Here is a 26,040-nt window from a genome sequence, read left to right on the forward strand (position 1 = left end):
ACCGAGCAAGTGCATCGGTGTTGAAAATGGCAGCGCTGCCTATCGGCCCCAACCACTCGGCGCAGGCGCATTGGTTACGATCAGCCGGCCAGCGCCACCGCGCAGGTCATGCAAGGCCGCCATAAGATCCGCTGGCCGCAGCTCGCGCATCGCTCTGATCACTTGCCCGATCCGATCGCATTCATGCCCGGCCAGTACCGCCTGCCAGGCTCGTTCGGCATGGCCATTGAGATCGGCAGAAGCATCGGCTTGCTGATCGGCTGTCGCATGGGCGATCCCTGTCAGATCTTCTGTCGAGCGCTCTGCCAGCTGCAGCGCGACGGTATCCAGAAACGCCTCGATTTGGCGGAGGATTTCAGTCGCCGAAGCGGTCGGCGACTGCACCGCGAAGAGCATGCCTGGCTGGTCGGCAAACTGGCAGAACCGGCTGAGCACCGCGTAACCCAGCTGTAGCTCACTGCGAATCCGACGAAAGAATTCGCCCTCCAGCAAACGCCCCAGCACACGCCACGCCGCCTCGCCTTCAAGGCCGCGATCAGCGAGGGAACAGAACAGGATGAATGCCGTGTCGCTGGTGACCGCCCCGTCTCCAACCTGATGCCAGTGACTTTCCGTAGGCGGCGCCTCAAGCCAATCCTTGCCCAGCGCAGGTTGACCAGGCAGCGCGCCGACCGATGCCAGCAGCGCCGTAGAGGTCTGCGACGAGAAACCAACCGCCAGCCCATCCCAGCGCGCATCTCTCCAGGCGGCGTGAAGCTGTTCGCGATTAACTGATCTGGCCGGCTCGGCTGACTGGTGCATTCCCGCAACCAGACGTGGCAGACGGTTGAGTAACTGACGAAGCAGCATTTCATCCTGCCCCAGCGAACGGTGCTGTTCTGCCAGCCGCGCGCACTGGGCAAGCGACGCCTCGGGAGGCTCGGCGAGCAAGTAGGCAATGTCGCCAAGAATGGGTGGCACGGCTTCAGCGAAACCACGCAGACTCAGCGTCCAGCTATGCCCCATGTTCTCGAAGCGCAGTTCCACGCCCGCCTGCCGTGCTGCCCAGACGCACCCTTGCAACGCATGCGACAGCCCATGCCAGAGTGCAGACACCGGCAGTTCAGCGAAGCGCCAACGCAGCATCAATGCAGCCTTGCCGCTCTCCTCTGTCTGTCCCAGCCAGCGCAATGCGGCGACGGGGTTGGCAGCCTTGCCATCCGACACAGCGGTCTTCAACCAGGGATTGGCTTGTGGAATCTGCCAGTGCCAGTCGCGGCGCAGGGCGGTTAATGGCGGCTCGCTAGCCATGCGCAACGGAAATCCATCGCTAGTGACCGAGCCGCACGGAGCCGTATCGACGGTGAGAACCACAGGTCCAATGTCCGTCATTCGCTTTATCAGGGTGCGCAGCGCATCACCTATGCCGACTTCATTGGAGTCGGCGGCCCAGGCCAGCGGCTCCACCCAATGGCGCAGTAGCTTCAAAGGCTCGGCGCCGTGCAGGCTGCGTTCGGCTATCAGTCGGTACTCATCCCAGCACGCTTGCCAACAGGAAGGTTCAACGAAGAAGCGCAGCCAATCCGTCAGCGCATCGACCACAGTGGTTCGCTGCGCCAGGCCCTTGCTCGTCAACGATGCCTCGATGGCCAACACGCCCTGCCCTGCGAACCAGTATGGCACCCGTAGCGACAGCGCCTGGCACAGACCCGCCGCCTGCAAGCGCTGCGGCAAACCATTCGGCGCTTCGGAGGCGATCCAAGTTGCGAGGTAATCCAGCGCCGGCAAGGCGTGCTCATCCAAACCGTCGACAATGAAGGCGAGCAGCAAACGCGGCTGGGTTTGCTCCAGTTGCAGCCTCGACCATCCCTCAGTGCGAGCGTGCAACACGGGCGGGGATCGCCGCACGGCAGCATCTGCGATCAGCGATATGTCGGCCTGTTCCGCAAGGCGCTGCAATACAGCTTCACTCTGCGGCCCGGCCAGTAGCAGCTCCATCTGCCCTGTCCGATAGAAGCGCTGATGGTAGCCGTGCAGCGCCTGCTGGAAATCTGGTTCATCTACCGGCAAGGTTTCCCGGTTGCCGGCATGAAAGCCGCTGGCTGGGTGCGTGGAGTCGATTGCGCGGGCCAACGCCGCATCGGATAGCGTCTCCCGATCCTTAGCGCGGGCAAGGAACTCGGCGTGCAACACCTCGCGCTCACGCAATTGAGCGTCTGGATCGAGCAGCGGATACGCCAGCATATCCAGCAGACGGCGCAAGCCTTCCTCGAGCTGGCCAGCCGGAAGCTGGAAGAAAAAGTCAGTGTGTCGCTCTCGCGTCGATGCGTTCAGTTGCCCGCCGCAGGCCTGGATGAAGGGCATCAGGCTCTGCGCCACCGGGTAATCCCGGCTGCCAAGAAACAGCAGGTGTTCGAGAAAATGGGCGAGCCCCGGATAGGTTCGGGGCGCGTCATGGGAACCGGCATGCACCCGTACCAGGGCTGCGGCCTGCGCGCTGTGCGGCAGCCGCACCAGACGCACTCGCAACCCGTTGGTCAGAGTCAGTTGCAGCGGGCGTTGGGCTAGATCGGCAAACTGGTGCATGACGGCATCGTGTTTCGGCTGAAGTCACTGAGCATCGCGCCAACTGGAATTAGACACAATGATTCAGGAGCGGAACCGATGCTCCGCTCAGCAAAACGTTAGGTATCCAGACGTCCATCGAGAAACTGCCGCAGACGGCGTTGCATAAGTTCGCCCGAATTACCGAGGCGCGCAATCGGTGAGCCTCGCAAGCTCTGCTCTGAAAACTCGGCCGCCTCGCCTGCCAACGCCAATGGGCAATCGAGCCCCAACGCGAGTTTGGCCAGTTGACGCAGCAGCACCGCGTTCGGCGGTACGTTGGAATACAGCACCAACGCTCTCGGGCGAGTTTTCTCGCAAACCAGTGGCAACTCGTTCAGTGGCTGACCGACTGCCAGCACATTGACCGCAACCGTATCGCTGGACAGCAACAGGCCAGTGACCAGCAGTTCCAGCTCACAACATTGCCCCGGGACCGCAGCCAGCAGTACCCGACTCTTCGCCTGATCGCGATCAAGCTGCAAGCTTTGCAGCACGCGGGCACGGAGGAAGGCATCGAGGAACAGCCATTCGCTGGTCTGGCCATATTCGCCCTGACGCAGCGACAACCGCTGCCACAACGGCAGCATCACATCCTGAAGGACTATCAGCAGCGAATAAGTAGAAATGAGCTGCCCGTAGATCTGTTCAAGCCAGGAGTGATCGAAGCTGCCCACGGCACGCTGCACCTGCGCCGTCCAATCGCCCCACTCGGCTGCGTCCGCATGCCACCGCCCCTCAGACTTTGCAGCGTCGCGAGACAGGATACTGCCCACTTTGCTTACCGCGACGCCGCGGTCAATCCAGGCCAGGATGCTGCGAATCGCTTCGATATCGGCCATGGAATAGAGGCGATGGCCGCTTTCGGTGCGAGTGGGCTGAATGAGGCCGTAGCGGCGCTCCCATGCTCGCAGCGTGACCGCGTTGACGCCTGTCAGGCGCGAGACTTCCCCAATGGGGAACAGTTCGTCCCGCTTGAGCGGATCTAAAGCAGGCATCGTGCAAGCACGGTCAAGTTGAGTCATGACGCGGCAGCTCATGTAGAAGGATTGGCGCATTGTAGCTTAGGGTTACGCCTGAACCGCACGAGCCGGCGCCAAGCGCCTCGTGCCGAGCCGTCCGAACCTGCCCTAGAATGTCGCAACACCGATAAGAGACATCCCGATGATCAATGCCAAACTGCTGCAACTGGTAATCGAAGCCTCCAACGACGGGATCGTGGTCGCCGAGCAGGAAGGCGACGACAACATCCTCATCTACGCTAACCCCGCCTTTCAGCGGCTGACCGGCTACGATGTGGACGATACTCTCTATCAGGACTGTCGTTTTCTACAGGCCGGCCACCGCGACCAGCCCGGGATCGCGGCGATTCGCAAAGCGATCAGAAGCCACCAGCCGTGTCGCCAGACGCTTCGCAATTACCGCAAGGATGGCAGCGCGTTCTGGAACGAGCTTTCGATTACTCCAGTGTTCAACGAAGCTGACCAACTGACCTATTTCATCGGTATCCAGAAGGATGTCAGCCGTGAGGTCGAGGCCAGGCAGCGCGTAGTCGAACTGGAAGCCGAAGTGCGGCGACTCAAGGAACAGCTCGCCACACTGAAGCAATGACTGCGGCTTTCACAGTGCCTGCGGGGCGCGCCGGCACAGGGCGATCAGTGCCTGCACCCAGCTTTCATGAGTATTGAGGCAGGGAATCAGGTGCAGCTCTTCCCCACCCGCAGCGATGAACTGCTCGCGGCCACGATCACCGATCTCTTCCAGTGTCTCGATGCAATCCGCAACGAATGCCGGGCACATCACCAGCAGCTTCTTGACGCCTTTGGCCGCTAATTCTTCCAGCTGCGCTTCGGTATAAGGCTCAATCCATTTGGCGCGACCGAGCCGCGACTGGAACGACACCGACCACTGCTCCGCACGCAATCCGGCGCGCTCGGCAAACGCAGCGCCGCTTTGCATGCACTGAGCACGATAGCAACCTGCGAGTACGGCGCCCTCGGCCCGCTGGCAGCAATCGGCGCCTTTTAGGCAGTGCGAACCGGTTGGATCGGTCTTGTGCAGATGACGCTCGGGCAGGCCGTGAAAGCTCAGCAGCAGATGATCGTATTCTTGCGCCAGGTATGGCTTCACGCTGTCGACCAGTGCATCGAGGTATTCGGGCTGGTCGTAGAAGGGCTGCAGGATCGACAGCCTGATATCCAGGCGATTGTCTCGAATGACCCGGCGTGCTTCCTCGATGGCGGTCGTCGTGGTGCTATCGGCGAATTGCGGATACAGCGGCGCAAAAGTCACCTGCTTGATGCCCCGCTTCGCCAGCCCGACCAAAGCGCGCTCGATCGAGGGCTCGCCATAGCGCATCGCCAACTCCACCGGACCCTCCGTCCAGTGAGGGCGCACCGCATCGGCCAGCCGTTGGCTGAGCACCACCAGCGGTGATCCTTCCGGCCACCAGATTGATGCGTAGGCATGAGCGGACTGCGCGGGGCGTTTAAGCAGAATCAGCGACACCAGCAAGCGGCGAACCGGCCATGGCAGATCGACGACGTAAGGGTCCATCAGGAACTGGTCGAGATAGCGACGCACGTCCGCCACATCGGTGGAAGCCGGTGACCCCAGGTTTACCAATAACAACGCCTGCTCAGACATGCACATTCCTGACTACTGATTGAACAACTACACAGCCCTGCCGGGCGGCGCGCCATTTTCACACAGGCGACCACAGCTTGCGCAGGTCCGCCAATGCCGCATCCAGAAACCCCAACGCCGGGAAGTCGGCACGTTCGTCCCCTGGCAATAGCGCGTTGCGCACCGGTTGCGGCGAGCAGGCATTGTAGGGGCCGTACGCAGGGGGCTGCTGCAACAGAAAATCTATCAGAGCAATTCGTTCGCTCTGGTTACGCACACGTTGCATCGAAACGCCTTTCTACGTGGTACGGCTGTCACGGCTAGCGATGCCCGGCGCGGCTTGAATTGTACAAATCAGGTTGACTTGTACAAGGCCGACTTTAAGATGCCGGCAAATACTGTACAAACAAAACGCCTTGTACAGGTACGTATCGAGGCCAGCCCGATGTCTACGTCAACTGTCATCAAGATCGGTATCAGCGCTTGTCTACTTGGCGATCCGGTGCGCTTCAATGGCGGGCACAAGGAGTCGCGTCTATGCAGCGAAACGCTGGCTCGTCACTTCCAGTTCGTGTCGATTTGCCCCGAAGTGGCCATCGGGCTGGGCACGCCTCGCGAGCCAATCCGGCTGGTTGGCGCCCCTGAGCACCCGCGCGCGGTCGGCACGGTGCATCCGGAGCTGGATGTCACTGATGCGCTAGTTGCTTATGGCGAGCGGATCGCCACCGAGCTGGATGACGTCAGTGGCTATATCCTGATGCAGAAATCCCCCTCCTGCGGCATGGAGCGGGTGAAGGTGTACCAGGCCAGCGGCCATCCGGCCGAAGGCGGCGGCTCCGGCCTGTTTGCCCAGGGCCTGATGCGGATGCGGCCAGATCTGCCGATCGAAGAGGCTGGCAGACTCAATGACCCGGTGCTGCGCGAGAACTTTCTGACGCGAATATATGCCCATGCCGAATGGCAGCGCCTGCTGCGTACGGGCCTGACACGTAAGGCCCTGGTGAATTTCCATTCACGCTACAAGTACCAGCTCATGGCGAGCGACCCGCTGCAATACAAAGCGCTCGGTCGGATGGTCGGGGGCGTCGGCAATATATCGCTGGAGGAATTCGCACCGGCTTACTTCAGCCAGCTGATGGCGGCGCTGAAAAAGAACGCCTCGCGCGGCAACCACAGCAACGTTTTGCAGCACCTGAGTGGTTATCTAAAGAAGCATCTCGAAGGCGACGACAAACAGGAACTGCAGCGCCTGATAACCCAGTATCGCGAAGGCATCGTGCCCCTCGTCGTGCCACTTACGCTGCTTAAACACCACTTCCGCCGGCATCCGGATCGCTACGTAGCCAGCCAGGCCTATCTGCAGCCGCATCCTGAAGACCTCAGCTTGCGCAACGGGATCTGAATACTTGCACATGAATCAGCTGATCTGGCTACGCAGCGATCTGCGCGTGACCGACAATACCGCCCTGTCCGCCGCGATGAACGCTGGCCCGACCATCGCGCTGTACCTGATCACTCCCGTGCAGTGGCTCGCCCATGGCGACGCGGCCTGCAAGGTCGATTTTTGGCTGCGCAACCTGGGCGCTCTCTCGGCACGTCTCGCCGAGCTGAACGTGCCGCTACTGATCCGCTGCGTCGATGACTGGCAGGCCGTGCCCGCGCTTGTCGCTGATCTCTGCCGCGAGCACGAAATCGGCAGCGTGCATATCAATGACGAATATGGCGTGAACGAGCAACGACGTGACGAGGCGGTGGCCGCAGCACTCCACCACACGGGCGCGTCGCTGCGACGGCATCTGGACCAGCTGCTTTTTGCACCAGGCAGCGTGCAATCCTTGGCCGGCCAGGGCTTCAAGGTTTTCAGCCCGTTCCGCAAGGTCTGCTATTCACGCCTGAGCCATTCGCTGCCGCGCTGCCTGCCGGTACCCGCGCCGCAAGCGTGGCTGCCCGTGTCACGCGATCCGCTCTCAATGACGATAGAAGGCTTCGCGCCGCCTACCGAGCAACTGCGCTCGTTCTGGCCCGCCGGCGAAGACTTCGCACGTACACGTCTGGCCTGCTTTGTCGAAGACGACATGGCCGATTATCAGCAGCGCCGCGACCTTCCCGCCGAGCCTGGCACCAGTCAGCTGTCGCCCTACCTGGCCGCCGGCGTCATTTCGCCCCGGCAATGTCTTCACGCCGCTCTGGCAACGAACCGGGGCGAGCTCGACAGCGGTAATCCGGGCGCTGTCACCTGGATCAACGAACTGCTCTGGCGCGAATTCTACAAACATGTGCTGGTGGGCTATCCGCGAGTATCGATGGGGCGCGCCTTTCGCCCTGAAACCGAAGCCCTGCCCTGGCGCAACGCGCCCGATGAGCTGGCTGCCTGGCAGCAGGGGCGCACCGGTTTTCCAATCATCGATGCGGCCATGCGGCAACTGCTGGCGACCGGCTGGATGCATAACCGCCTGCGCATGCTGGTCGCCATGTTTCTGAGCAAGAACCTGCTGATCGACTGGCGCGAAGGCGAGCGTTGGTTCATGCGGCACCTGATCGATGGCGACCTCGCCGCGAACAACGGCGGCTGGCAATGGAGCGCTTCGACCGGCACCGACTCGGTGCCCTACTTCCGCCTGTTCAATCCGCTCAGCCAGTCGGCGAAATTCGATCCGCAAGGCCGTTTCCTCCGCCAGTGGTTGCCTGAGCTGGCGCACTTGAACGATCGCGACATCCATGACCCGAGTTTCCGCCAGGGCCTTCATCTCAACGGCTACCCACACCCGATCACCGAGTTGGCGACTAGCCGTGAGCGCGCCCTGTCTGCCTTCAGACATTTGGCAAAGCGCTTATGACTGATCCGCGAATGTCACGCCGAAGCGCTATTTCAGTACTGCAAACACCACGCGACTCGTCTCGGAGACATAGCATGTCCAGCGACACCTTCACGCTTAAGGATCACTACCGCAAAGCCGATCGCATCATGCTTGGTGTGCTGTGGTTTCTGACCGCCTACGCGCTCGGCCTGGCCACGCTGTATGGCAATTGGGCGCAGGCCATTGCTATCGGCGGCGGTACGGCACTGGCCATGACGCTGCTGCATGGCCTGATTGCCGGAGAGCGTCTGCTGCGCTGTCTGATCGGTGCAGGCTTCATGGTCATGGCCGCGCTGCACATCAACCTCGCCCACGGCATGCTGGAAATGCACTTCGGCATCTTCGCGCTGCTTGCCTTTCTGGTGTACTACCGAGACTGGCTGCCAATCGTCGTGGCGGCCACCACCATCGCTATTCATCACCTGAGCTTCTTTGCTCTGCAACAGCAGCAGGCTGGCGTATTCGTGATGCCCGACGGCAGCTGGGGCGTGGTGATGCTGCATGCGTTCTATGTGGTGCTGGAGAGCGCAATCCTGATCTATCTGGCCGTGCGCGCCAATGCCGAGGCGCGCGAAGGCGAAGCGTTGCTAAGTGCCGCTGCCGATATCACGCGCGATCCCGTGCAGATCGATCTGCGCCAACGCAGCGTTGCCAGCGGGCCGATCGCCCAGCGCTTCAACCACTTTCTCGATCAGCTCGCCGAGCTGGTTGGCGCAACGGTCCGTGATACACGGGGCCTGGACGACACCGCCAGCCACCTGCACCAGGCTACTCGCGACATGCGCGAGGGTGCCGATCGGCAGCTTGCAGAGACCGCCTACATGGTCAACGCCATGCAGCAGATGTCGACCGCCATCGATGACGTCGCGAGCCACGCCGACCGGGCTGCCCAGGCCGCACACTCGGCCAATATGAAGGCCGAACAGGGGCGAGCCGCCGTGTCGACCAGCCTGAAGGAAATCACCGGACTCGCCCGGCGCATCGACGCCACCGATGCAACGATGCAGGACCTGGCCGTCCAGTCCGAACAGATCGGCCGCGTGCTGGATGTGATTCGAAGCATTGCCGATCAGACCAACCTGCTCGCGCTCAACGCCGCGATCGAAGCGGCGCGGGCCGGCGAGCAAGGGCGAGGTTTCGCTGTGGTCGCCGAAGAGGTGCGTAACCTGGCGAGCAAGACGGCCGAGTCCACCGGCGAAATCCACGAAATCATCAGCCGCCTGCAACAGGACAGCCGCAAGGCCGCCGAATCCATGCAGCAAAGCCGTAACAGTGTCGGCCGCTGCGTCGCAGACAGCCAGCAGACGACCTTGCTGCTGGCAGCGGTCGCGCAGGAAATCGATGCGATCAGCCAGATGAACGAACTGATTGCCGCAGCGACTCATCAGCAAACCACCGTATCGGCGGATGTTGCCCGTCACTTGCAGAGCGTCCAGCAGATCGCCGATCAGAATGCGTCAGATGCGAATCGGCTCGATCAGGACAGCAGCGATCTCAGCGCATTGGCCTCGCGGCTAGGCTCGCTCAGCGGCCGCTTTGCCCTGAACTGAAGCGATCACAGGGTTTGGAATCGGCGATATTTAAATGGTCTGATGGGCGCTTGTGCATTTCTGCATCAGTAACCAATAGGAGCCGTGCCGATGACCCCCTCCCCGCTGATCGAAACCTTGCGCAGCGCCCAGCACATCGTTGTGTTCACCGGAGCGGGCGTCTCGGCCGAAAGCGGTATTCCAACGTTCCGCGATTCGCTAACCGGGCTCTGGGAACGCTTCGACGCCGCCTCGCTGGCCACACCCGAGGCCTTCTGCGCGGACCCGGAACTGGTCTGGGGCTGGTACGAATGGCGCCGCATGAAGGCTCTGCAAGCTCAGCCTAACCCGGCGCACCGGGCCATTGCCGAGCTGAGCCGGCATGTACCGCGCCTCACGCTGATCACTCAGAACGTCGACGATCTGCATGAGCGTGCCGGCAGCGATGAGGTCATCCATCTGCATGGCAGCCTGCATCAGCCACGCTGTTTCGAATGCGGCGAAGCTCCGAACGGACCGCTCGGCATGCCCGACGAACCGGAAGGCGGCCGTCGAGTGCAGCCGCCGCGCTGCGCAGCCTGCGCCGGCCCGCTGCGCCCCGGCGTGGTCTGGTTTGGCGAAAGCCTACCGGTCGATCGAATGAACACCGCATTCGCGGCGGCGGAGCGCTGTGATGTGCTGATATCGGTCGGCACCTCCGGCCTGGTCTATCCGGGGGCAGAAATGCCCGGGCTGGCCTGGCGCGCCGGTGCGACTGTCATCCACGTCAATCCCCAGGCCAGAGCCAGCCACAGCGAACGTGAATACGCATTGGCCGGCCCGGCTGGAGACAAGTTGCCTGAACTCATTCAGCAGGCGTTTGGAAGCTCCAGAGATTGAAAGCCGGCTGCGCCAGCCGTTGCCGCGCCGCCTAGGAATCGGCGAACGCCATCCCGACGAACCCGCAATGTGAAGGTGTCGCAAAGGCTGGTCCGACCGCGCCGGAGCCACCATGCCCGGCGCAACCTACATGGCGCTCTGCGTGCCGGGCGTGACCGGCACCCACCGGTCAAAGCCTTCTTCGACTGGCTGAACAGCGAGGCCGTCAGTCGCTAAGGCCTGTCAGGTCAAGGGCGTGATCACCGCGGTTTGATACGCCGGGCGCTGTTGCAGCCGCTCATACCAGTGCAGCAGATGCGGCAGGTCTGGTCGTTCGATGGGCATCTCGAACCAGGCGTAGGCGAAGCAACCTAGGGGGATATCGCCCATGCCGAATGAATCGCCCGACAGGTATGGCTGCTCTGCCAAGGCTCGGTCGGCGATGGCGAGCAGCTTGCCGCACTCCTCCAGCGCTACTTGCACGGCGGTCATGTCGCGCTTCTCCGGGGCGGTGCGCACGATGTTCCAGAACAGCGGGCGGAAGGGTGTGGCCAGGGATGAGGTCGCCCAGTCCATCCATTTGTCCGCCCCGGCGCGCTGGCGCGGATCGGTGCTCCAGAGCGTGCCCTCGCCATACTGTGCGGCGAGGTAGCGAACGATGGTGTTCGATTCCCATAGCACCAGCTCGCCGTCTTCGAGGCATGGCACCAGGCGATTCGGATTCTTTGCGATGTACTCGGCTTCTCCCACCACGCCAAATGCGCCTCCCGCATCGACGCGGGTGTAAGGGACGCCAAGCTCTTCGAGGCACCAGAGCGCCTTCCTCACGTTGGTCGAATTGATTCGGCCCCATAGCTTCAACATGCAATCGTCCTCCGTCGGTTCGGCGTTCATCGCCGGGGCCAAACCCTAGCGCATTTTATGTCGCCCGCAACGTTCAAGCCGCTCAGAGGGCTTTTCTTCGCGCCTTGAGCAAACGCGTTGCGCCTTGCGCCTTCTGGGTGAACCACAGCACCCGGCTGACGCCCCGGGTGATCGCCACATAGGCCAGGCGCAGACTCTCGTCGGCCATGGCCTGGTCATAGCTGTTTCGGAAAAAACCTGAATAGGCGTACAGCGCGTTGCGCAGCGGGTGCTTTTCTGGCGGTGAGCAGTCATCGACGATGATCGCGACCTCCGCCTGCAATCCCTTGGCTCGGTGAATGGTGTAAGCCTTGACCGGCAACTTCTTGTCCAGCTCGGCCTGGATGGCGCGCAATGGTTCGTTGCGTCGGCTGAGCACCAATACGGAATTACGATCCGCATTCGGCCGAGTCGCGACGTGCTCGCACTGCGCCTTGATCTCTCGGATCAGCTCGGGCAAGCGCGCCTTCACGTCGAAGCCTGACACCAGCTTCACGCCGTGATCGCCTGGCTGGGTGGCCTTGCCTGCCTTGCTGGTTTTGTCCTGCTTGAACTCGACGCCGGCCAGCACCGCCTCACCATCGTGGATGATCGGTTCGATGGAGCGATAGTTGGTTTCCAGCATCAGCACCAAGCTTTTCTTCGACGCGCCTTTGCCAGGAAAATACTTGTCGAAATCCATGAACAGCTCTGGCGAGCTACCGCGCCAGCCGTAAATCGACTGCCAGTCGTCGCCGATAGCCATGAGACTGATCGGCTCGCCCAGACCGGCCAACGACCGATGCGTCGCCTGCAACCACTGGACGATCTGCGGCGAGATATCCTGAAACTCATCGATTAGCAGATGGCTGAACGGTGCCAAGGCATCGCCGGACATGCCCTTCCCGCCCGCCGCCAGACACTGCGTAAGCTGCTGAAACGCGCCGTTGAAGGTCATCAGCCCCTGCGCCTGCAGTGCTGCCTGGAAATGCTTCCAGAACAGGACCAGGGCATCGATGAACCAGCGTTCACGTTCCGAGCAGGTCATCCGACTGGTCTGCATCTGTTCGATGCGGATGCCAATGCTCTCGATGAAACCCGCCTGCGCATAGAACGCCTCGAACAGCGGGACAGCGACGAATTCACCCGCCAGCTTGAACGTATCCAGCGGCGCTTTTGGCGTTTTGCGCTGATCGGCAACCGGCGATGGCAGGTCGAGTAACTGGTGCACCAATGTTCGGAAGCCTTCCTCTTCGGCATAACAGCTCTGGTAGGCCTGCTTCAGCAGCCGCTGCTGCGCCGGTCGCAAACGCGAGGCGGCCAGCGGATTATCCAGCTCCGTGGGCGAGGCGCCCTTTTCGTCCAGCTGTTCGAACCAGACCGGTTTGCCCAGCACCTCCTTGGCCAGCACCGCCATCGCCGAGTGAAAGGTCCGTACGCATTGGCGCGCGCTAGCGGGGTCGAACGCGAAGTTCCAGAAGCCAAGCACTCGCACCAACTGCTCGCGCAGCTGTGTGCAGGAGGCATTGGTGAAGGAAATTACCGTCAGCCGCTCCGGTGGGATCTCCAAGTGACAGAGCATGAACACCACGCGCAGCACCAGCGTGGTGGATTTGCCCGAGCCGGCACCGGCGAAGATCCGTGTTACCGGGCTGTCGCTGAGGATCATCGCCCATTGTTCCTCGGACGGCGCGCAGATCACCCCGGCGTCGACAGCACGGCCAACCCGCAGGCGCATCGCCTGGATCTGCTGATCTTCGACCGACAGTTTCGCCGGCCCGTAGATACCTTCGCTGGCAGGCTTGCGGGGTTTCGCTCTGGGTTTGGCGGTTGCATCTGCTTGCTTGACCTTGCGACCGACTGCGGTGGGCGGCTTGCCGGTGTGTTTGGCGACTCGCTTGCCGGCCTGTTTGGGAGCGGAGCCGGGCCAACGGTGCAGGATCAACTCTTCTTCCGATTGCAAATAGGCCGAGGTGCGTGGAAAGCAACGCGCCAATGCTCCCGAAACCAGGCGCTTGTAGCGTTTGACGGCAGACAACATGACGATCAACCAGACATGAACAAGTGGCTGATATGGTAAGGGTTTTTCGTTGACGTCTGGCTTCCCAACGCAAATTGACGCGATGCGTTCGTCGGTTGTTCCGCACCTCTACGCGTGTGCGGGTCACTAAAGGGAATCTCATCCATATAAGCGGTTGCTCAGGTTTCTATGCACAGAATCGGTTTCGCCTGCATGTATCGCCATCCCGGCCACAGTGAATCGCTGAAGGAGTTGGAGGTCATTGAGCGTGCTTTCAACCCGCGTTCGACCACATTGCGCTGGCTCAACAGCGTGTCTCAGGAGGCGGCTCGCGAAAAGCTGAACGGCATCATCGAACACAACCTGGCTGCGCAGCTGCGGCTACTCGAATACGTCGGGACGCTGCCGAATGAGCTGCACATGCTACGGCTGAGCAGCGATCTGCTGCCCTTCTATAGCCATCCAGAAGCATCCGATTTCTATCGCCAGACCGAGGTGCGGGATGTGATCGAGAAGGGCTTTGCGCAGATCGGCGACCGCGCTCGGGCGCTGGGCATCCGCCTCTCGTTACATCCAGGGCAGTACTGCGTGCTCGGCTCGGACAAGCCGCAGGTGGTGGAAAACAGCTTGGCGGAATTCGAATATCACGCCGATATGATCCGCATGATGGGCTTTGGCCGGCAGTTTCAGGACTTCAAGTGCAACGTACATATCGCCGGGCGGCTGGGCGTCGATGGGATTCGCACGGTCTGGCCGCGCCTGTCGCAGGAAGCGCGAAACTGCATCACCTTCGAAAATGAAGAAAAGACCTACGGGGTCGACGACTGCTTGCAACTCTCAGACCTCGCGCCGGTGGTGCTGGACATCCATCATTGCTGGATCAATGAGGAACGCTATATCGACCCGCATGACCTACGCGTTGCCCGAATCATCGACAGTTGGCGTGGTGTGCGCCCAGCCATGCACTACTCGCAGCCACCCGAAAGCCTGATTGAACGTGGCTTTTCACCGAAACAGAAGCTGGAGATGCCGACCCTCCTCCAACACGTCAGCAAGCGCGATCTCTACAGCCACAGCAAGCGCATGTGGAATCACTGGACCAACCTGTACGCCCGCGAATTCCTGGACCGCTTCGACATGATGTTCGAGGCCAAGGACAAGAATCTTGCTGCTCTGGATTACTACACCGATTATCTGGCGGACAGCGTTGACGCCTGATGCCGTGGCGGTATGCAAGGCTGACTAATCAGTATTGGGCTTTTGGAGATCGGGATTGGCGCAGGATGAAAATCACTGTTTGCGCCTATGCCCCGGCTGGGCATGTATTCGGACTCGTTGACCCTGCGCAAGCCCCGTGTCGGTTTGCGCAGGGTGATCATGGGATCAGAAGTTTCGAAGCAGAATTTCCTGTTCTTTGCGCTTGGCCAGCGCGTCGGCGGCCACAAGGGCCAGTAGTGGCAGCACGCCCACCTTGAGCGCGAGGTCCCAGGATCCAAGGAACCCGATCAATACAGCTCCAACGACGACGAGTATGGCCATGCAATGTGCACAGAAGCGCCACAATTCGAGTGCAACGACCTGAGCATTCTGGTTGTTGATCATACTGAGCCCCTCTTTGTTGTTTTAATCGCCTTGTACAAGCTTCAGCGTAGCTACCCTGCGCGCATGCGCAACCATATTTTTGTGTCATTAATGTGTCTAGCACGCCGGTTACAGCGATTTTTTCCGAGAGTTCCGTTAACGCCAACGGATCGATCAGCAGTGCCGTCATCGTGACGTCACATCCAGCCATGGCGACACGCGGCGACGTTTGATGTCAGTGGATCAACGATCCGCTCCGAGAATCTTGTCCAGCGCGCGCCGGAGAATCTCGACGGTGCGGTCCAGGTTTCTCAGCTTTTCCAATCCGAACAGGCCGATGCGGAAGGTTTGAAAGTCGGTTGGCTCGTCGCATTGCAGGGGGACGCCAGCGGCAATCTGCAAACCTTGCGCAGCGAACTTGCTGCCGCTCCTGATTTCGCTGTCAGTGGTGTAGCAGACCACCACGCCCGGCGCCTCGAAGCCATCGGCCGCAACGCTTCTGAATCCTTTTTCAGCCAGCAGCGCCCTCACCCGCCGCCCCAGCTCCAGCTGGTCGGCACGAAGGACGTCGAAGCCGTAGTCCCGTGTTTCCAGCATGACGTCGCGAAAACGCATCAAGGAATCACTCGGCAAGGTCGCGTGATAGGCATGCCCGCCCTTCTCGTAAGCCTGCATGATCTGCAGCCATTTCTTGAGGTCGCAGGCGAAGCTGCTGCTCTGGGTCGCTTCGACACGAGACTGCGCAGCCTGGCTGAGCATCACCAGCGCACAGCAAGGCGAAGCGCTCCAACCTTTCTGCGGCGCGCTGATCAGCACATCGACGCCGCTTGCCTGCATGTCTACCCAGAGTGCGCCGGAGGCGATGCAATCAAGAACGAACAACCCGCCAACCGCATGCACGGCATCTGCCACCGCACGTAGATAGTCGTCCGGCAGGATCATCCCTGACGAAGTTTCCACATGAGGCGCAAACACCAGATCAGGCTTCTGCGCGGCGATGGTTGCGATCACCTCATCTATGGGTGGCGGGATAAATGCAGCCTGGGAAGCCTGGCTCTGCGGCCGCGCCTTGAGCACGGTGGACGATGCGGGAATTCCACCCATGTCGAAAATCTGCGTCCAGCGGTAACTAAACCAGCCATTTCGAATCACCAGACATTTGCGGCCATGCGCCAACTGACGCGCCACCGCCTCCATACCGAACGTACCGCTGCCCGGCACCACAGCGACCGCGTGGGCGTTGTAGACGGATTTGAGTGTGGTGGAGATATCGTTCATGACGGTCTGGAACGACCGGGACATATGGTTTAGCGAACGGTCGGTGTACACGACCGAATATTCAATCAATCCATCGGGATCGACACGAGAAAAAAGGTCTGACATGGGTTCACTCCGCAGCAAGAGAGCTGGCATCGACCCTGCCCGAAGCCGGAATGCATTACAAGCGTTACAAAGCCCGGCTCTATTCGATAACCCTTCGTAGTTTCGATGAGAAAATCGGTAGCGAAACAGACACGGTGTGCCGACTCGAATAGTTCCTACCATTTATCGGAAACCTAAACGAATCGTCACGGCGTGTCGTTCAAAAAAATGGCGCCGCAAACTCCAAGAGGCGCCGTCCATGCGGTGTTGGCTTACGGAACTGCCTATCGACGGATGACAAACGTTACCATTCGTTTAAAACGACAAGTTATTGGCGCCGATATTCTGTCTTCAACTGTTTAAATCATTAGAAAAACAAATTATAAAAGCGCCAGCGAGACGAAGAGTCCCCTGGGTCCCGTCTCGCCTCTGGTTCGGTCTTTGTGGAAATTCGCCTCCTTGGGCAGCCCTCTTATTGATCAACCTCCCTGTCACTACGTCCCGTGTATCGCGTTTGGACGTTCATAGTCACGGTGAGCCGAAATGTCCGTCACAGTTTTTCCGAGCGCCCGTAAAGGCCTCATGTCTGCAATCGCCCTGGCCGCATTGCTGAGCTTTTTCCCTAACAGCAATGTCAGCGCGGCAGCCGCTGGCAGCACCAGCACGTCAGGGATCTCCTACTCGGCGCTGATCAACAAGTTCACCAACAGTTATTGGCAGAACGGTTCCTGGCGCGCATCGGCTGGCGTTTCGGTCGCTGCCACAGAGCAGAACCTCGCCGCTTTTCGTGTCGGCACCTCGGTACGAACAGCTGATGGCCAGATACGCACCGTCACTTCGGTCAAACCCGCCAGCGGTGCGTTGACGGTCTTCCTGACGGGGCCAGTGCTGGACGGCAGCGTGATCGGTTATCCCAACCGGCTCAGCGTCAGCAACATGGCAAGCCCGAAGCCGGACGTCACCGTACCGGATAGCGCGCCGGTCGCAGCGCCGACCCACGCTGCGCTGATCAACAAATTCACCAACAGCTATTGGCTGAACGGCTCCTGGCGAGCATCAGCCGGTGTTTCGGTCGCTGCTACCGCGCAGAACAGCGCAGCCTTTGTCGTCGGCGCATCGGTACGCACGGCGGACGGCCAGGTACGCACCGTCACCTCGATCAAGCCTGCAAGCGGCGCGCTGACCGTATTCATGGACGGTCCCGTGCTCGACGGCAACATCATTGGCTACCCGAACAAGCTCAGCCTGGTCGCACCTCCGGCGTCCCGGCCAGCCCTGTCTCCAGATCCGATTCCCGAGACGACGCCCTCGACGACCGAGCCCGTGCAACTGGTGGGCGTTGCCCTTTCCGGTGCCGCTTTCGGACCTTCGGTTCTGCCCGGCAAGCACGGCACCAACTACATCTATCCGGCCGAGTCGTATTACAAGAAATACGCCGAGCAAGGGTTGAAGCTGGTTCGTTTGCCGTTCCTCTGGGAGCGTATACAGCCGCAACTGGATACCGAGCTGGACGCCGCGCAACTGGCTCTGCTCACCCAATCGCTCGATTTCGCGCAGAAGCACGGCGTCAAGGTCGTGCTCGACATGCACAACTATTACCGCTACTACAAGCAGCCGATCGGCTCCGAAAACGTGCCGATCAAGTCGTTCGCCAATACTTGGAAGCGAATCGCACTGAAAGTCGGCAACCATCCGGCATTGAGCGGTTATGGCCTGATGAACGAGCCGAACACCAAAGGGCTCTGGCCTGAAGCAGCCCTGGCCGCCGCTAAAGATATCCGCACCGTGGACAAGACCAACTGGATCTATGTCGCCGGCGACCGATTCTCCAGCGCATGGCACTGGCCGCAATCCAACACTCAGCTCATCGCCGATCCCTGGATGCGCGATCCACAGAACAACCTGATCTTCGAAGCACACATGTACCTCGATCGCGATACCTCGGGGATGTACGTCGACAAGACCGAAACCTTCGCACCGGATCTGGGCATCAATCGCGCCAAGCCATTCGTGGATTGGCTGCGAACCAACAACCTGCGCGGCTTCATCGGCGAGATGGGCGTCCCGAACTATGCGCCCGATGCCATCGTCGCGATGGATAACCTGCTGGGCTACCTGCGTGACAATTGCGTACCTATCACTTACTGGGCCGCCGGCCCATGGTGGGGAAAGTACATCCTCGCGCTGGACGTATCGGGAGGCGCCGAGCAACCGCAGCTGCCGATCCTGAGAAAGCACGCCGCAACACCGAATAACTGCGCGGCCATTGGCGAACCAATGTAATTTCCGCTTCGCTACGTCCGCCGAGGCCTGGCACACCCTGTGTGTCAGGCCTTTTGTTTGAGCACGCCTGCACTTCGCTGGCGAAGATGCCCCAGGCCGATATGCCTGAGAACCGTCCTGTCCTAGTAAAAATATAAATGCGAACGATTTGTGTTTGATATGGCGTTTGCGATGCCTTAGGATGCTGCCCGCCTGCCAACAGAGCGTGCCGCACCTTATGAATGTTGCCGACAAGTCGAGGATCGCCGTCCACCTTGCGATGCTGATCAACATGCTGTCGCTGGGCAGCCTGATGATGGTCATGCCGCTTGGTCCGGATCTGGTGCGTCACCTTGGAATGGAGGCTAGCCACGTCGGCTATATCAGTGGCGGCGCCACCCTCGCCGCCGCCCTGAGTGCACTTATCGCAGCCCCATGGCTGGATCGCTTCGACCGAAAACGCGCACTGATCATCTTGCTGGTGCTGCGTTTTGCTTTGCTGTTCAGCTGCGCGCTGGCGGCCGACCCGACCCAATTGATCGCGCTGTTCGTACTTTCCGGGCTGGTCGCCGGGCCCATGGGCGCGATCCTGATGGCCACGATGCTGGATCTGATTCCGCCAGCCGAACGCGGCCGAAAACTTGCCTACATCGGAATGGGGTTTTCCCTGGCAGCGATTCTGGTCATTCCTCTGGCGCTGGAATGCTCGATGCGCTGGAATTGGACGACGCCCTTCGTGCTGCTCGGCTGCACCGGTTTGTTTCTGGCGCTGCTTTGCCAGCTGTTCTTTCCCGCACCGGCTTCATCGCATCGTCCTTCGGGTTCGATCAGGCCGTTGCTTGCCTCGCGCCTGTGTTTGGCGGCGCTGGCTATCACCACGTTGCAGATGTTCGGGCATTTCCTCCTGGTGCCGCACTTCGCCACCTACTTCCAGTTCAACGTGGATTTCCCCCGCGAAAACCTGGGCCTGCTCTATCTATTTGGTGGCTTGGCGAGCATCGCGGCGATGCGCATTGGCGGCGCCTGGATTGATCGCGGCAGTACCGTGACGGTCGCGCTGGTCAGCAGCGGCAGCCTAGCACTGGTGACCCTGCTGGGTTTCGCTGCGCCGCTGGGCATTTCGCTCTACGTCGTTTTCACCCTGTTCATGGCGCTGAGCGCCGTGCGCAGCAACAGCACCATGACCATCGCCGCAGGAATTCCGCCGGCGCACCAGCGTGCCGCGTTCATGGCGTTTCAGGGGACAGTTTCGAATATCGCAGCCGGCTTCGGCAGCCTGCTTTCAGCGCGCTATCTAACCGAAGGGTCACAGCATCAACTACTCGGCTTCGAAGAGCTGGCAGCGCTCTACGCAGTGCTGGGCATCGTGGCCGGTCTGGGCGTGCTGTACCTGATCCATGGCATCAAACAGCGCGACGCAAACCCGACAGCAACAGCAGAACAACAGGCGGGATGAACCCGCCGAGGGATACGTGATGAGTCCATTTCGAAACACCGAGCAGCAACGGAGCATGCAATGACTATCGTAAGCAACCGGGGCATCAGCCGCCCTCGTCACCTATCCCTTACCGTCTTGGCCAGCCTTCTGCCTTTCGCCGCACTGGCGAACGAGCCCGTGGCACTGGAGCAGCAAGTCATCACCGCCACACAAACTGCGCACAGTGAGCTCAGCGCCCCGGCCAGCGTGTCGGTCGTGACCCGCGAAGAGCTGGAAAAAAGGCCGGTCTACAACCTGGCCGATGCGGTGAAATACCTGCCGGGAGTGCATCTCAATCCGTCGTCCACTTATGGTCGCCAGGAAATCAAGATTCGTGGGCTGGATTCAGACTACACCCTGCTGCTGGTCAATGGCCGTCGTATCAATTCACGCGACGCGCTGACCTCCAACTACGCCAACGACTTCGACCTTTCCGCTATTCCTGTAGCCGCCGTCGAGCGCATCGAGGTAATCCGCGGCCCGATGACCTCTCTCTACGGCGCCGATGCCATGGGCGGCGTGATCAACGTCATCCTGCGGCAACCGACCAACCAGACCGAGGCCGGCGTCGCCTACAGCTATGAACACCCGACCGAGGGGAACTCGGGCGACAGCCACAAGGCCAGCGGATATGTGAGCGGCGCTCTCGTGGAGGACAAGCTGCTCGGCAACCTGATCCTGGATACGACCGATCAGGCCGCCTGGCAATCGGACCAACTGCGACTTGAGGGCAGCGACGCCGCCGAAAAGCGCCAGAACGTCAGCGCGATGGGGACATTGAGCTGGATTCTGGACGAGCGTCAGACCGTGGATTTGGATATGAGTTATCGGGAAGATGACCGCAAGGCGCGCTGGAACAACGCCGGCGCGCCGCAGCCCCTTACAACCAATGTGCAGGAAATGGATCGCTGGACGCTGGGCCTGACGCATAACGGGCAATGGGACGGGTTCAACACACGCCTGCGCTATTACTACGAAGACGTCGAGCTCATGGACGATTCTGAGTTGATGACCAATATGCGTGGCGTCGAAGGCGACGTTAACCAGACCAACCACACCGTCGATGGCCAGGTCAGCGCGTTTCTTGGTAATCAGTTGCTGACGCTTGGCAGCGAATTCCGCCGCACCGAGCTTACCCACAATCAGAACCTCGGAGCTGACACTGAGGTAGACCAGAAAGCTATCTATTTACAAGACGAGTTCTCGCTCGGTGATCTGGATATCACACTCGGCGGACGCTGGGATCACCATGAAACCTTCGGCAGCGAGTTCAGCCCGCGTGCCTACGGCGTCTACAACCTGAGCGACAGCTGGGTCATCAAGGGCGGCGTCGGCAAGGCATTCAAGGCGCCGAGCATCTCCCAGTCCGACCCAAGCTACGGCGTGTTGGCCTGCCGTGGTCTGTGCACGGTGTATGGCAATCCGAATCTCAAGCCTGAAACGTCCACCAGCTATGAGTTCGGCACCCAGTATCAGGACGAACGGCTCGAAGCCGGTGTGATGTTCTTCCACAACGACATCGAAGACCTGATCATCACCGAGACCACCCGCCTGGTATTCGACCCAACCTTGGGCCGCCCCGTCCCGCTGCGTTCCGAACTGAGCTATTACAACCTGTCCCAGGCGCGCATAAAGGGATACGAGTTGCAGGGCCGCTACGCCCTCAGCGATGCGTTGTCGATGCGCGCCAACTACACCTACTCCGACAGCGAGGACCGCGACACCGGCGATGAGCTGGATTACACGCCAAAGCACGTCGGCAATATAGGGCTCGACTGGCGCGCGCTGCCCCAACTCGACCTGAATCTGGATTATCAGTACACCGGTAGCCAGATGGTGTACGTTCCGGCTCTTGCCGACAGCCAGCGTTCCGATGCCTTCCACACCTTGGGAGTGGGAGCTCGGTTCCATGCAACCAACGAGCTGACGTTCAACGCTGGGATGAACAACCTCACTAACGAAAAGCGCGACGAAGTCGCCCAATCCGTGGATCACATCCTCATGGGACGCACGGTTTTCGTCGGCTTCAGCTACGACATCTAACCCACCCACCCCGGCGGCTCCCGTCGCCGGACTATTGGAGAACCACAGCGCGACGATGATCAGAACCGAGGCGGTATTCCCCAACTATCAGCAAGCGGTGCTCCTCGGGGGCAGCGGCCTGCTGCTGGGCTTGTTGATCCTGTCGATGAGCACGGGTGCAGGCGTCTACGGCGCAATCGAAGTGCTGCACTACCTGATGGGTGATCCGCTCGCCGTGGCGGACGACAAGCTCGCGTTGGTGGTCGAAACCCTGCGCCTGCCGCGCACCCTGGCGGCTCTGGTGGTCGGCGGCAGTCTTGCGATTGCCGCCTCGCTGCTGCAAAGCGCGACGCGCAATCCGCTGGCCGAGCCCGGTCTGCTCGGTGTCAATGCCGGTGCGGTGCTGGGGCTGGTGATCGGCCTGATCTTCTTCGGCGTCGAATCCACTCGCGGTTATTTGCTGTGGTCCGGTGCCGGCGCGCTGTTGGGGAATCTCGCGGTGCTGGGCGTTGGCCTGATGCTGGGCCAAGCCAGCCCGCTGAAACTGATCCTCGCCGGCGTTGCGCTGGGCGCGATCTTCGGCGGGCTTTCCAACTTCATGCTGCTCCAGACCCGCGTGGCGCTGGAGCAGTTTCGTTTTTGGAACCTGGGATCATTGTCGGCATCCAGCCTGGATGCCGTGAGTACCGTGGCCCCGGTCGCCTTGATCGGGCTGATCCTGGCCGCCCTGCTCTGTCGGCAATTGACGCTGATGCAAATGGGCGACAGCCAGGCGCGGGCGCTGGGCATCCATACCACCTGGGTGCGTCTGGGCGTGCTGGTTGCCTCGACATTGCTCACTGCCTGCGCCATATCCCTGGCCGGCCCGGTCGGCTTCGTCGGCTTTCTCGCGGCTTACTGCGCAAGGTTGATCGAACCGGTCGCGCTGCTGCGTCAACTGCTGTTCTCGACGCTGTTCGGCATGCTTTTTCTGCTGGCGGCCGACGTGCTCGCGCGTTGGCTGCTGCAACCTTTCGAGCTGCCAGTCGGCACCTTGTTGGCCGCACTGGGCGCGCCGGCGCTGATCGCCATCGTGCTGCGCGGCGGTTTCCGTTCTCTGCTGACGGTGAGGTAAGCATGACGTCAATCACTCCCAGCGGCGTCTGGACGCTGCGCCTGGCCGGCATGAGTCTGTTGTTGCATCGTCGCAACTGGCTGATGTGCGGCCTGCTCATCTTGGTGTTGGCAACACTGGCGGTTCTTGCGATCAGCCTCGGTTCGGGCCAGATGGGCACGCGCGACGTGCTTGCGACCTTACTCGGTCACGGTAGCAAGCTGAACGAAATCATGGTGTTCAAGATCCGTATGCCACGGGTTGCCGCAGCCATCGTCGCGGGCTTCGCCATGGGCATGGCCGGGTGCCTGATCCAGACGCTGGTGCGTAATCGCCTGGCCACGCCGGACATGATCGGCGTGAACGAAGGCGCCTCGTTGGCGGTGGTGGGCTTTTCCCTTTATCTCACGCTCGGCAGCTGGCCTTGGTGGGCTTCACCGTTGGGCGCAATGCTGGCCGCAGCTGCGCTGTTTACCCTGTGCTGTCGCCCCGGCGAGCAAGGTTATCTGTTCATCGTCATCGGCATTGCGCTGTCTGAACTGTTCGGCGCGCTGGGCGACTTCGCCATGTCCACCCAACCGCTGGTGCACCTGGGCAGCATTTACCTTTGGACCATGGGACACTTCGCTGGCATCAGCTACCAAACGGTCAGCCCCATCGCACTGATACTGCTGCTGTTGTGCCCATTGATGGCGCTGCTCAACCGACCGCTGGCGCTGCTGCGATTCGGCGATGCCACGGCACAAAACCTCGGCATACGGGTGCCGCTGGTGCAACTCGGCGTACTCGGTCTGGCGATTCTCGTGGCGTCACTGGGCACGGCGATCGGCGGGCCGGTGGTGTTTATCGCCATGGCCGCACCGGTCCTCGCGTCGTGGCTGGCACGCGACAACCTCGCCCCGCTCTGGCTGTCTGCTATTTGCGGTGCGGTGCTATTGCTGGGCAGCGACACCCTGGTACGCGTATTGGCGCAGCCGGAAGAAATCCCCACCGGGATCATGACGCGCCTGCTTGGCGGCATCCTGCTGCTTGGCCTGCTATTGAAGGACAGACGAGGGGCCGATTGATGACGGTACTGAGCGTACGCAACCTGCATTTCGCCTATCAGGACAAGGTGATTCTGGACGACCTGTCCTTTTCCCTTCCCAAAGGTCGGCTGATCGGCATCGTCGGGCCCAACGGCAGCGGCAAATCCACCTTGCTCAAATTGCTGGCTCACCAGCTGCCGTTGCAGCGGGGAGAGATCGAGATTCACGGCCAGCCTCTGCTCCGCCATTCGATGAAGAGCCTGGCCCGCCAACTGGCTTTTCTGCCGCAGCGACCGGTGATGGCCGAGGGGATTCGCGTCGAACAGTTGGTGCAGTATGGTCGCCATCCGCACCAGGGCTGGTTCAACCAGTGGAGCGAGGAAGACGCCCGCCAGGTCGCCCGTGCGCGCGCGGCGATGCAACTCGACGCCATCTGGCATCGCCAGGCCTCGTCACTCTCCGGCGGACAGGCGCAACGCGCGTGGCTGGGCATGATCCTGGCGCAGAACACCGACCTGATTCTGCTCGACGAACCCACCAGCGCGCTGGACATCGGTCACCAGGCTGAAGTCATGGAAGCCGTGCACCGGATCGCTGCCGAGGGCCGCACCGTGCTGATCGTCATCCATGACCTGGGCATCGCCGCCCGCTATTGCGACGAGTTGATTGCGCTCGCCGACGGCCATATCCAAGCCATGGGCCCGGCTCGCCAGGTGATGACCAAAGCATTGGTGGACCGCCTCTACCAGACAGAAGTGGACATCCTCCCCGCGCCCGGCGACGGCGCACCGGTGATCGTGCCGCGCCGCCGTTCGCTTTCCGCTTCCACCCCATCGGCTACTCGCACCCCTGCGGTGCATGAACTCGCTCAACAGGACACGACCCCATGATCAAACGAAACCCCTGGCGCTTAACCGCAGCGCTGTTCACCGCCGTGCTGACTCTCAACGCTCATGCCGAAAACCGCCAGATCGAAGATGCCCTTGGCAACCGCGTGACCGTCCCGGCTACGCCCGAGCGCGTCGTTACCCTCAGCGAGATCGACCTGGATACCGCGCTGACCCTCGGTGTGACACCTGTCGGCACCGTCAACGGGCGTGGCCAGGCGGTACCGCCGCGCTATCTGGAAGGCAAGCTGCCGTCCGGTATCAAGGTGGTCGGCGATCTCGACAACCCCAACCTGGAGACGCTGCTGGAGTTGCAACCCGACTTGATCCTGACCGGCCCGGTAAAGCCGGAGCAGCTGGCCATCCTCAACGAGATCGCGCCGACCGCGGTCACCTTCAACTGGGGGCAGCCATGGCAGCAAAGCATGCGGCGCACGGCTCAAATATTGAACAAGGAATCCGAAGCCCAGGCATTTCTCCAGCGTTACGAAGCCCGTACCGCCGAGGCTCGCGAGCGGCTGAGCGATCATCAGGGCGAAACCTTCAGCATCGTGCGCTGGAACCCGAAGGGTCCGTCGTACATGTTCAAGGATTCCTTCGCCAGCACCGTTGCCAAGGATGTCGGCCTGGTGCGTCCGGCGCATCAGCAGGACGCCGGCCATACGCATTCGATGGCGCTGAGCCTGGAATCGCTGGAGCTGCTGGACGCCGACTGGCTGGTGATCGGCACTTTGGCGACCAGTGGTAAAGCGGTCGAAGCCATGCGTCAGGCCGAGGAAACCGCTGCGTTCCGTCAGCTCTCGGCCATCCAGACCAAGCGCTTCGGCGCGGTCGACGGTTCGCTATGGACCTCGGTCGGCGGCCCGATGGCGGCCATGCAGGTGATCGAGGACATCGAGGGGATCGTTGGCAAGGCCGATGCCGAGCCGGTCGCGAAGGATTGATCGCATTCAGCGACCCCGTGGGGTCGCTG

Annotated in this window: 21 protein-coding genes and 1 pseudogene; 14 read left to right on the top strand and 8 right to left on the bottom strand. The window is 61.2% G+C overall.

All coding sequences use genetic code 11. The features are described from left to right. Window positions 1–39: 39 nt before the first annotated feature. Together pqqF and E0D86_RS05115 are read right to left on the bottom strand one after the other, a co-directional pair. Window positions 40–2,565, bottom strand: a complete 2,526-nt coding sequence (gene pqqF / locus E0D86_RS05110) for a pyrroloquinoline quinone biosynthesis protein PqqF (RefSeq protein ID WP_131648867.1) — start codon at window positions 2,563–2,565, stop codon at window positions 40–42. Between the two features lie 98 nt (window positions 2,566–2,663). After that, complete coding sequence (locus E0D86_RS05115) at window positions 2,664–3,608, bottom strand: MerR family transcriptional regulator (RefSeq protein ID WP_371924033.1); 945 nt, start codon at window positions 3,606–3,608, stop codon at window positions 2,664–2,666. A 139-nt stretch (window positions 3,609–3,747) separates the two neighbouring features. On the opposite strand from E0D86_RS05115, the gene E0D86_RS05120 reads away from it, so the two are divergent. Further along, entirely contained in the window at window positions 3,748–4,194 is a 447-nt protein-coding gene (locus tag E0D86_RS05120; protein ID WP_131648868.1) for a PAS domain-containing protein, read from the top strand. A gap of 9 nt (window positions 4,195–4,203) precedes the next feature. On the opposite strand, the gene hemH is transcribed toward E0D86_RS05120, so the two are convergent. Further along, window positions 4,204–5,229: a ferrochelatase gene (hemH, locus tag E0D86_RS05125; RefSeq protein ID WP_131648869.1), complete on the bottom strand. Its 1,026-nt coding sequence runs from the start codon at window positions 5,227–5,229 to the stop codon at window positions 4,204–4,206. Between the two features lie 58 nt (window positions 5,230–5,287). After that, a complete protein-coding gene (locus E0D86_RS05130; RefSeq protein WP_131648870.1) occupies window positions 5,288–5,494 on the bottom strand; it encodes a hypothetical protein in 207 nt (68 codons plus the stop codon). A 159-nt stretch (window positions 5,495–5,653) separates the two neighbouring features. On the opposite strand from E0D86_RS05130, the gene E0D86_RS05135 reads away from it, so the two are divergent. The 5 genes and pseudogenes from E0D86_RS05135 to E0D86_RS21550 form a co-directional block, all read left to right on the top strand. Then, on the top strand, window positions 5,654–6,610 hold the full coding sequence (locus tag E0D86_RS05135; protein WP_131648871.1) for a DUF523 and DUF1722 domain-containing protein: 957 nt from the start codon (window positions 5,654–5,656) through the stop codon (window positions 6,608–6,610). Between the two features lie 10 nt (window positions 6,611–6,620). After that, entirely contained in the window at window positions 6,621–8,045 is a 1,425-nt protein-coding gene (gene phrB / locus E0D86_RS05140; protein WP_131648872.1) for a deoxyribodipyrimidine photo-lyase, read from the top strand. A 74-nt stretch (window positions 8,046–8,119) separates the two neighbouring features. Next, on the top strand, window positions 8,120–9,616 hold the full coding sequence (locus E0D86_RS05145) for a methyl-accepting chemotaxis protein (RefSeq protein WP_131648873.1): 1,497 nt from the start codon (window positions 8,120–8,122) through the stop codon (window positions 9,614–9,616). Window positions 9,617–9,706: 90 nt separating this feature from the next. Next, window positions 9,707–10,474, top strand: a complete 768-nt coding sequence (locus E0D86_RS05150; protein ID WP_131648874.1) for an NAD-dependent deacylase — start codon at window positions 9,707–9,709, stop codon at window positions 10,472–10,474. Between the two features lie 118 nt (window positions 10,475–10,592). Continuing rightward, window positions 10,593–10,690, top strand: a pseudogene (locus E0D86_RS21550) (LysR family transcriptional regulator); the annotation flags it as partial. 6 nt (window positions 10,691–10,696) lie between these two features. Here the strand turns inward: E0D86_RS21550 and E0D86_RS05160 are convergent. Then, entirely contained in the window at window positions 10,697–11,317 is a 621-nt protein-coding gene (locus E0D86_RS05160) for a glutathione S-transferase (protein WP_131648875.1), read from the bottom strand. An 82-nt stretch (window positions 11,318–11,399) separates the two neighbouring features. Continuing rightward, the gene (locus E0D86_RS05165) at window positions 11,400–13,376 is read right to left on the bottom strand and encodes a DEAD/DEAH box helicase (RefSeq protein WP_131648876.1); all 1,977 of its coding nucleotides are present in this window, start codon (window positions 13,374–13,376) and stop codon (window positions 11,400–11,402) included. Window positions 13,377–13,544: 168 nt separating this feature from the next. Between E0D86_RS05165 and uvsE the strand changes: the two genes are divergently transcribed. Then, window positions 13,545–14,573 (top strand): UV DNA damage repair endonuclease UvsE, encoded by a 1,029-nt coding sequence (gene uvsE, locus E0D86_RS05170; protein ID WP_131648877.1) that lies wholly within the window; start codon window positions 13,545–13,547, stop codon window positions 14,571–14,573. A 165-nt stretch (window positions 14,574–14,738) separates the two neighbouring features. Here the strand turns inward: uvsE and E0D86_RS05175 are convergent, their stop codons facing one another. Both E0D86_RS05175 and E0D86_RS05180 read right to left on the bottom strand, forming a co-directional pair. Further along, window positions 14,739–14,957: a hypothetical protein gene (locus E0D86_RS05175; RefSeq protein WP_177493025.1), complete on the bottom strand. Its 219-nt coding sequence runs from the start codon at window positions 14,955–14,957 to the stop codon at window positions 14,739–14,741. 222 nt (window positions 14,958–15,179) lie between these two features. Beyond that, the gene (locus E0D86_RS05180) at window positions 15,180–16,319 is read right to left on the bottom strand and encodes an aminotransferase class V-fold PLP-dependent enzyme (RefSeq protein ID WP_131648878.1); all 1,140 of its coding nucleotides are present in this window, start codon (window positions 16,317–16,319) and stop codon (window positions 15,180–15,182) included. Window positions 16,320–16,841: 522 nt separating this feature from the next. On the opposite strand from E0D86_RS05180, the gene E0D86_RS05185 reads away from it, so the two are divergent. From E0D86_RS05185 to E0D86_RS05215, 7 genes are all read left to right on the top strand, one after another. Beyond that, window positions 16,842–18,581, top strand: coding sequence for a glycoside hydrolase family 5 protein (locus E0D86_RS05185; protein ID WP_256681131.1), 1,740 nt, complete (start codon window positions 16,842–16,844; stop codon window positions 18,579–18,581). Window positions 18,582–18,798: 217 nt separating this feature from the next. Next, window positions 18,799–20,016 carry an MFS transporter gene (locus E0D86_RS05190; protein ID WP_165914202.1) on the top strand — a complete coding sequence of 406 codons (1,218 nt, stop codon included), beginning with the start codon at window positions 18,799–18,801 and terminating at the stop codon, window positions 20,014–20,016. A 60-nt stretch (window positions 20,017–20,076) separates the two neighbouring features. Further along, window positions 20,077–22,080, top strand: a complete 2,004-nt coding sequence (locus tag E0D86_RS05195; RefSeq protein ID WP_131648879.1) for a TonB-dependent receptor domain-containing protein — start codon at window positions 20,077–20,079, stop codon at window positions 22,078–22,080. A gap of 55 nt (window positions 22,081–22,135) precedes the next feature. After that, window positions 22,136–23,173 carry an iron ABC transporter permease gene (locus E0D86_RS05200; protein ID WP_131648880.1) on the top strand — a complete coding sequence of 346 codons (1,038 nt, stop codon included), beginning with the start codon at window positions 22,136–22,138 and terminating at the stop codon, window positions 23,171–23,173. A gap of 2 nt (window positions 23,174–23,175) precedes the next feature. Beyond that, window positions 23,176–24,219 carry an iron chelate uptake ABC transporter family permease subunit gene (locus E0D86_RS05205; protein ID WP_131648881.1) on the top strand — a complete coding sequence of 348 codons (1,044 nt, stop codon included), beginning with the start codon at window positions 23,176–23,178 and terminating at the stop codon, window positions 24,217–24,219. Next, window positions 24,219–25,070, top strand: a complete 852-nt coding sequence (locus tag E0D86_RS05210; RefSeq protein ID WP_131648882.1) for an ABC transporter ATP-binding protein — start codon at window positions 24,219–24,221, stop codon at window positions 25,068–25,070. The genes E0D86_RS05205 and E0D86_RS05210 overlap by 1 nt, the downstream gene beginning before the upstream one ends. Further along, entirely contained in the window at window positions 25,067–26,011 is a 945-nt protein-coding gene (locus E0D86_RS05215) for an iron-siderophore ABC transporter substrate-binding protein (RefSeq protein WP_131648883.1), read from the top strand. The genes E0D86_RS05210 and E0D86_RS05215 overlap by 4 nt, the downstream gene beginning before the upstream one ends. Window positions 26,012–26,040 lie beyond the last annotated feature (29 nt).

Source organism: Pseudomonas sp. IC_126 (assembly GCF_004331835.1).
In the GTDB taxonomy this organism is placed as follows: domain Bacteria; phylum Pseudomonadota; class Gammaproteobacteria; order Pseudomonadales; family Pseudomonadaceae; genus Stutzerimonas.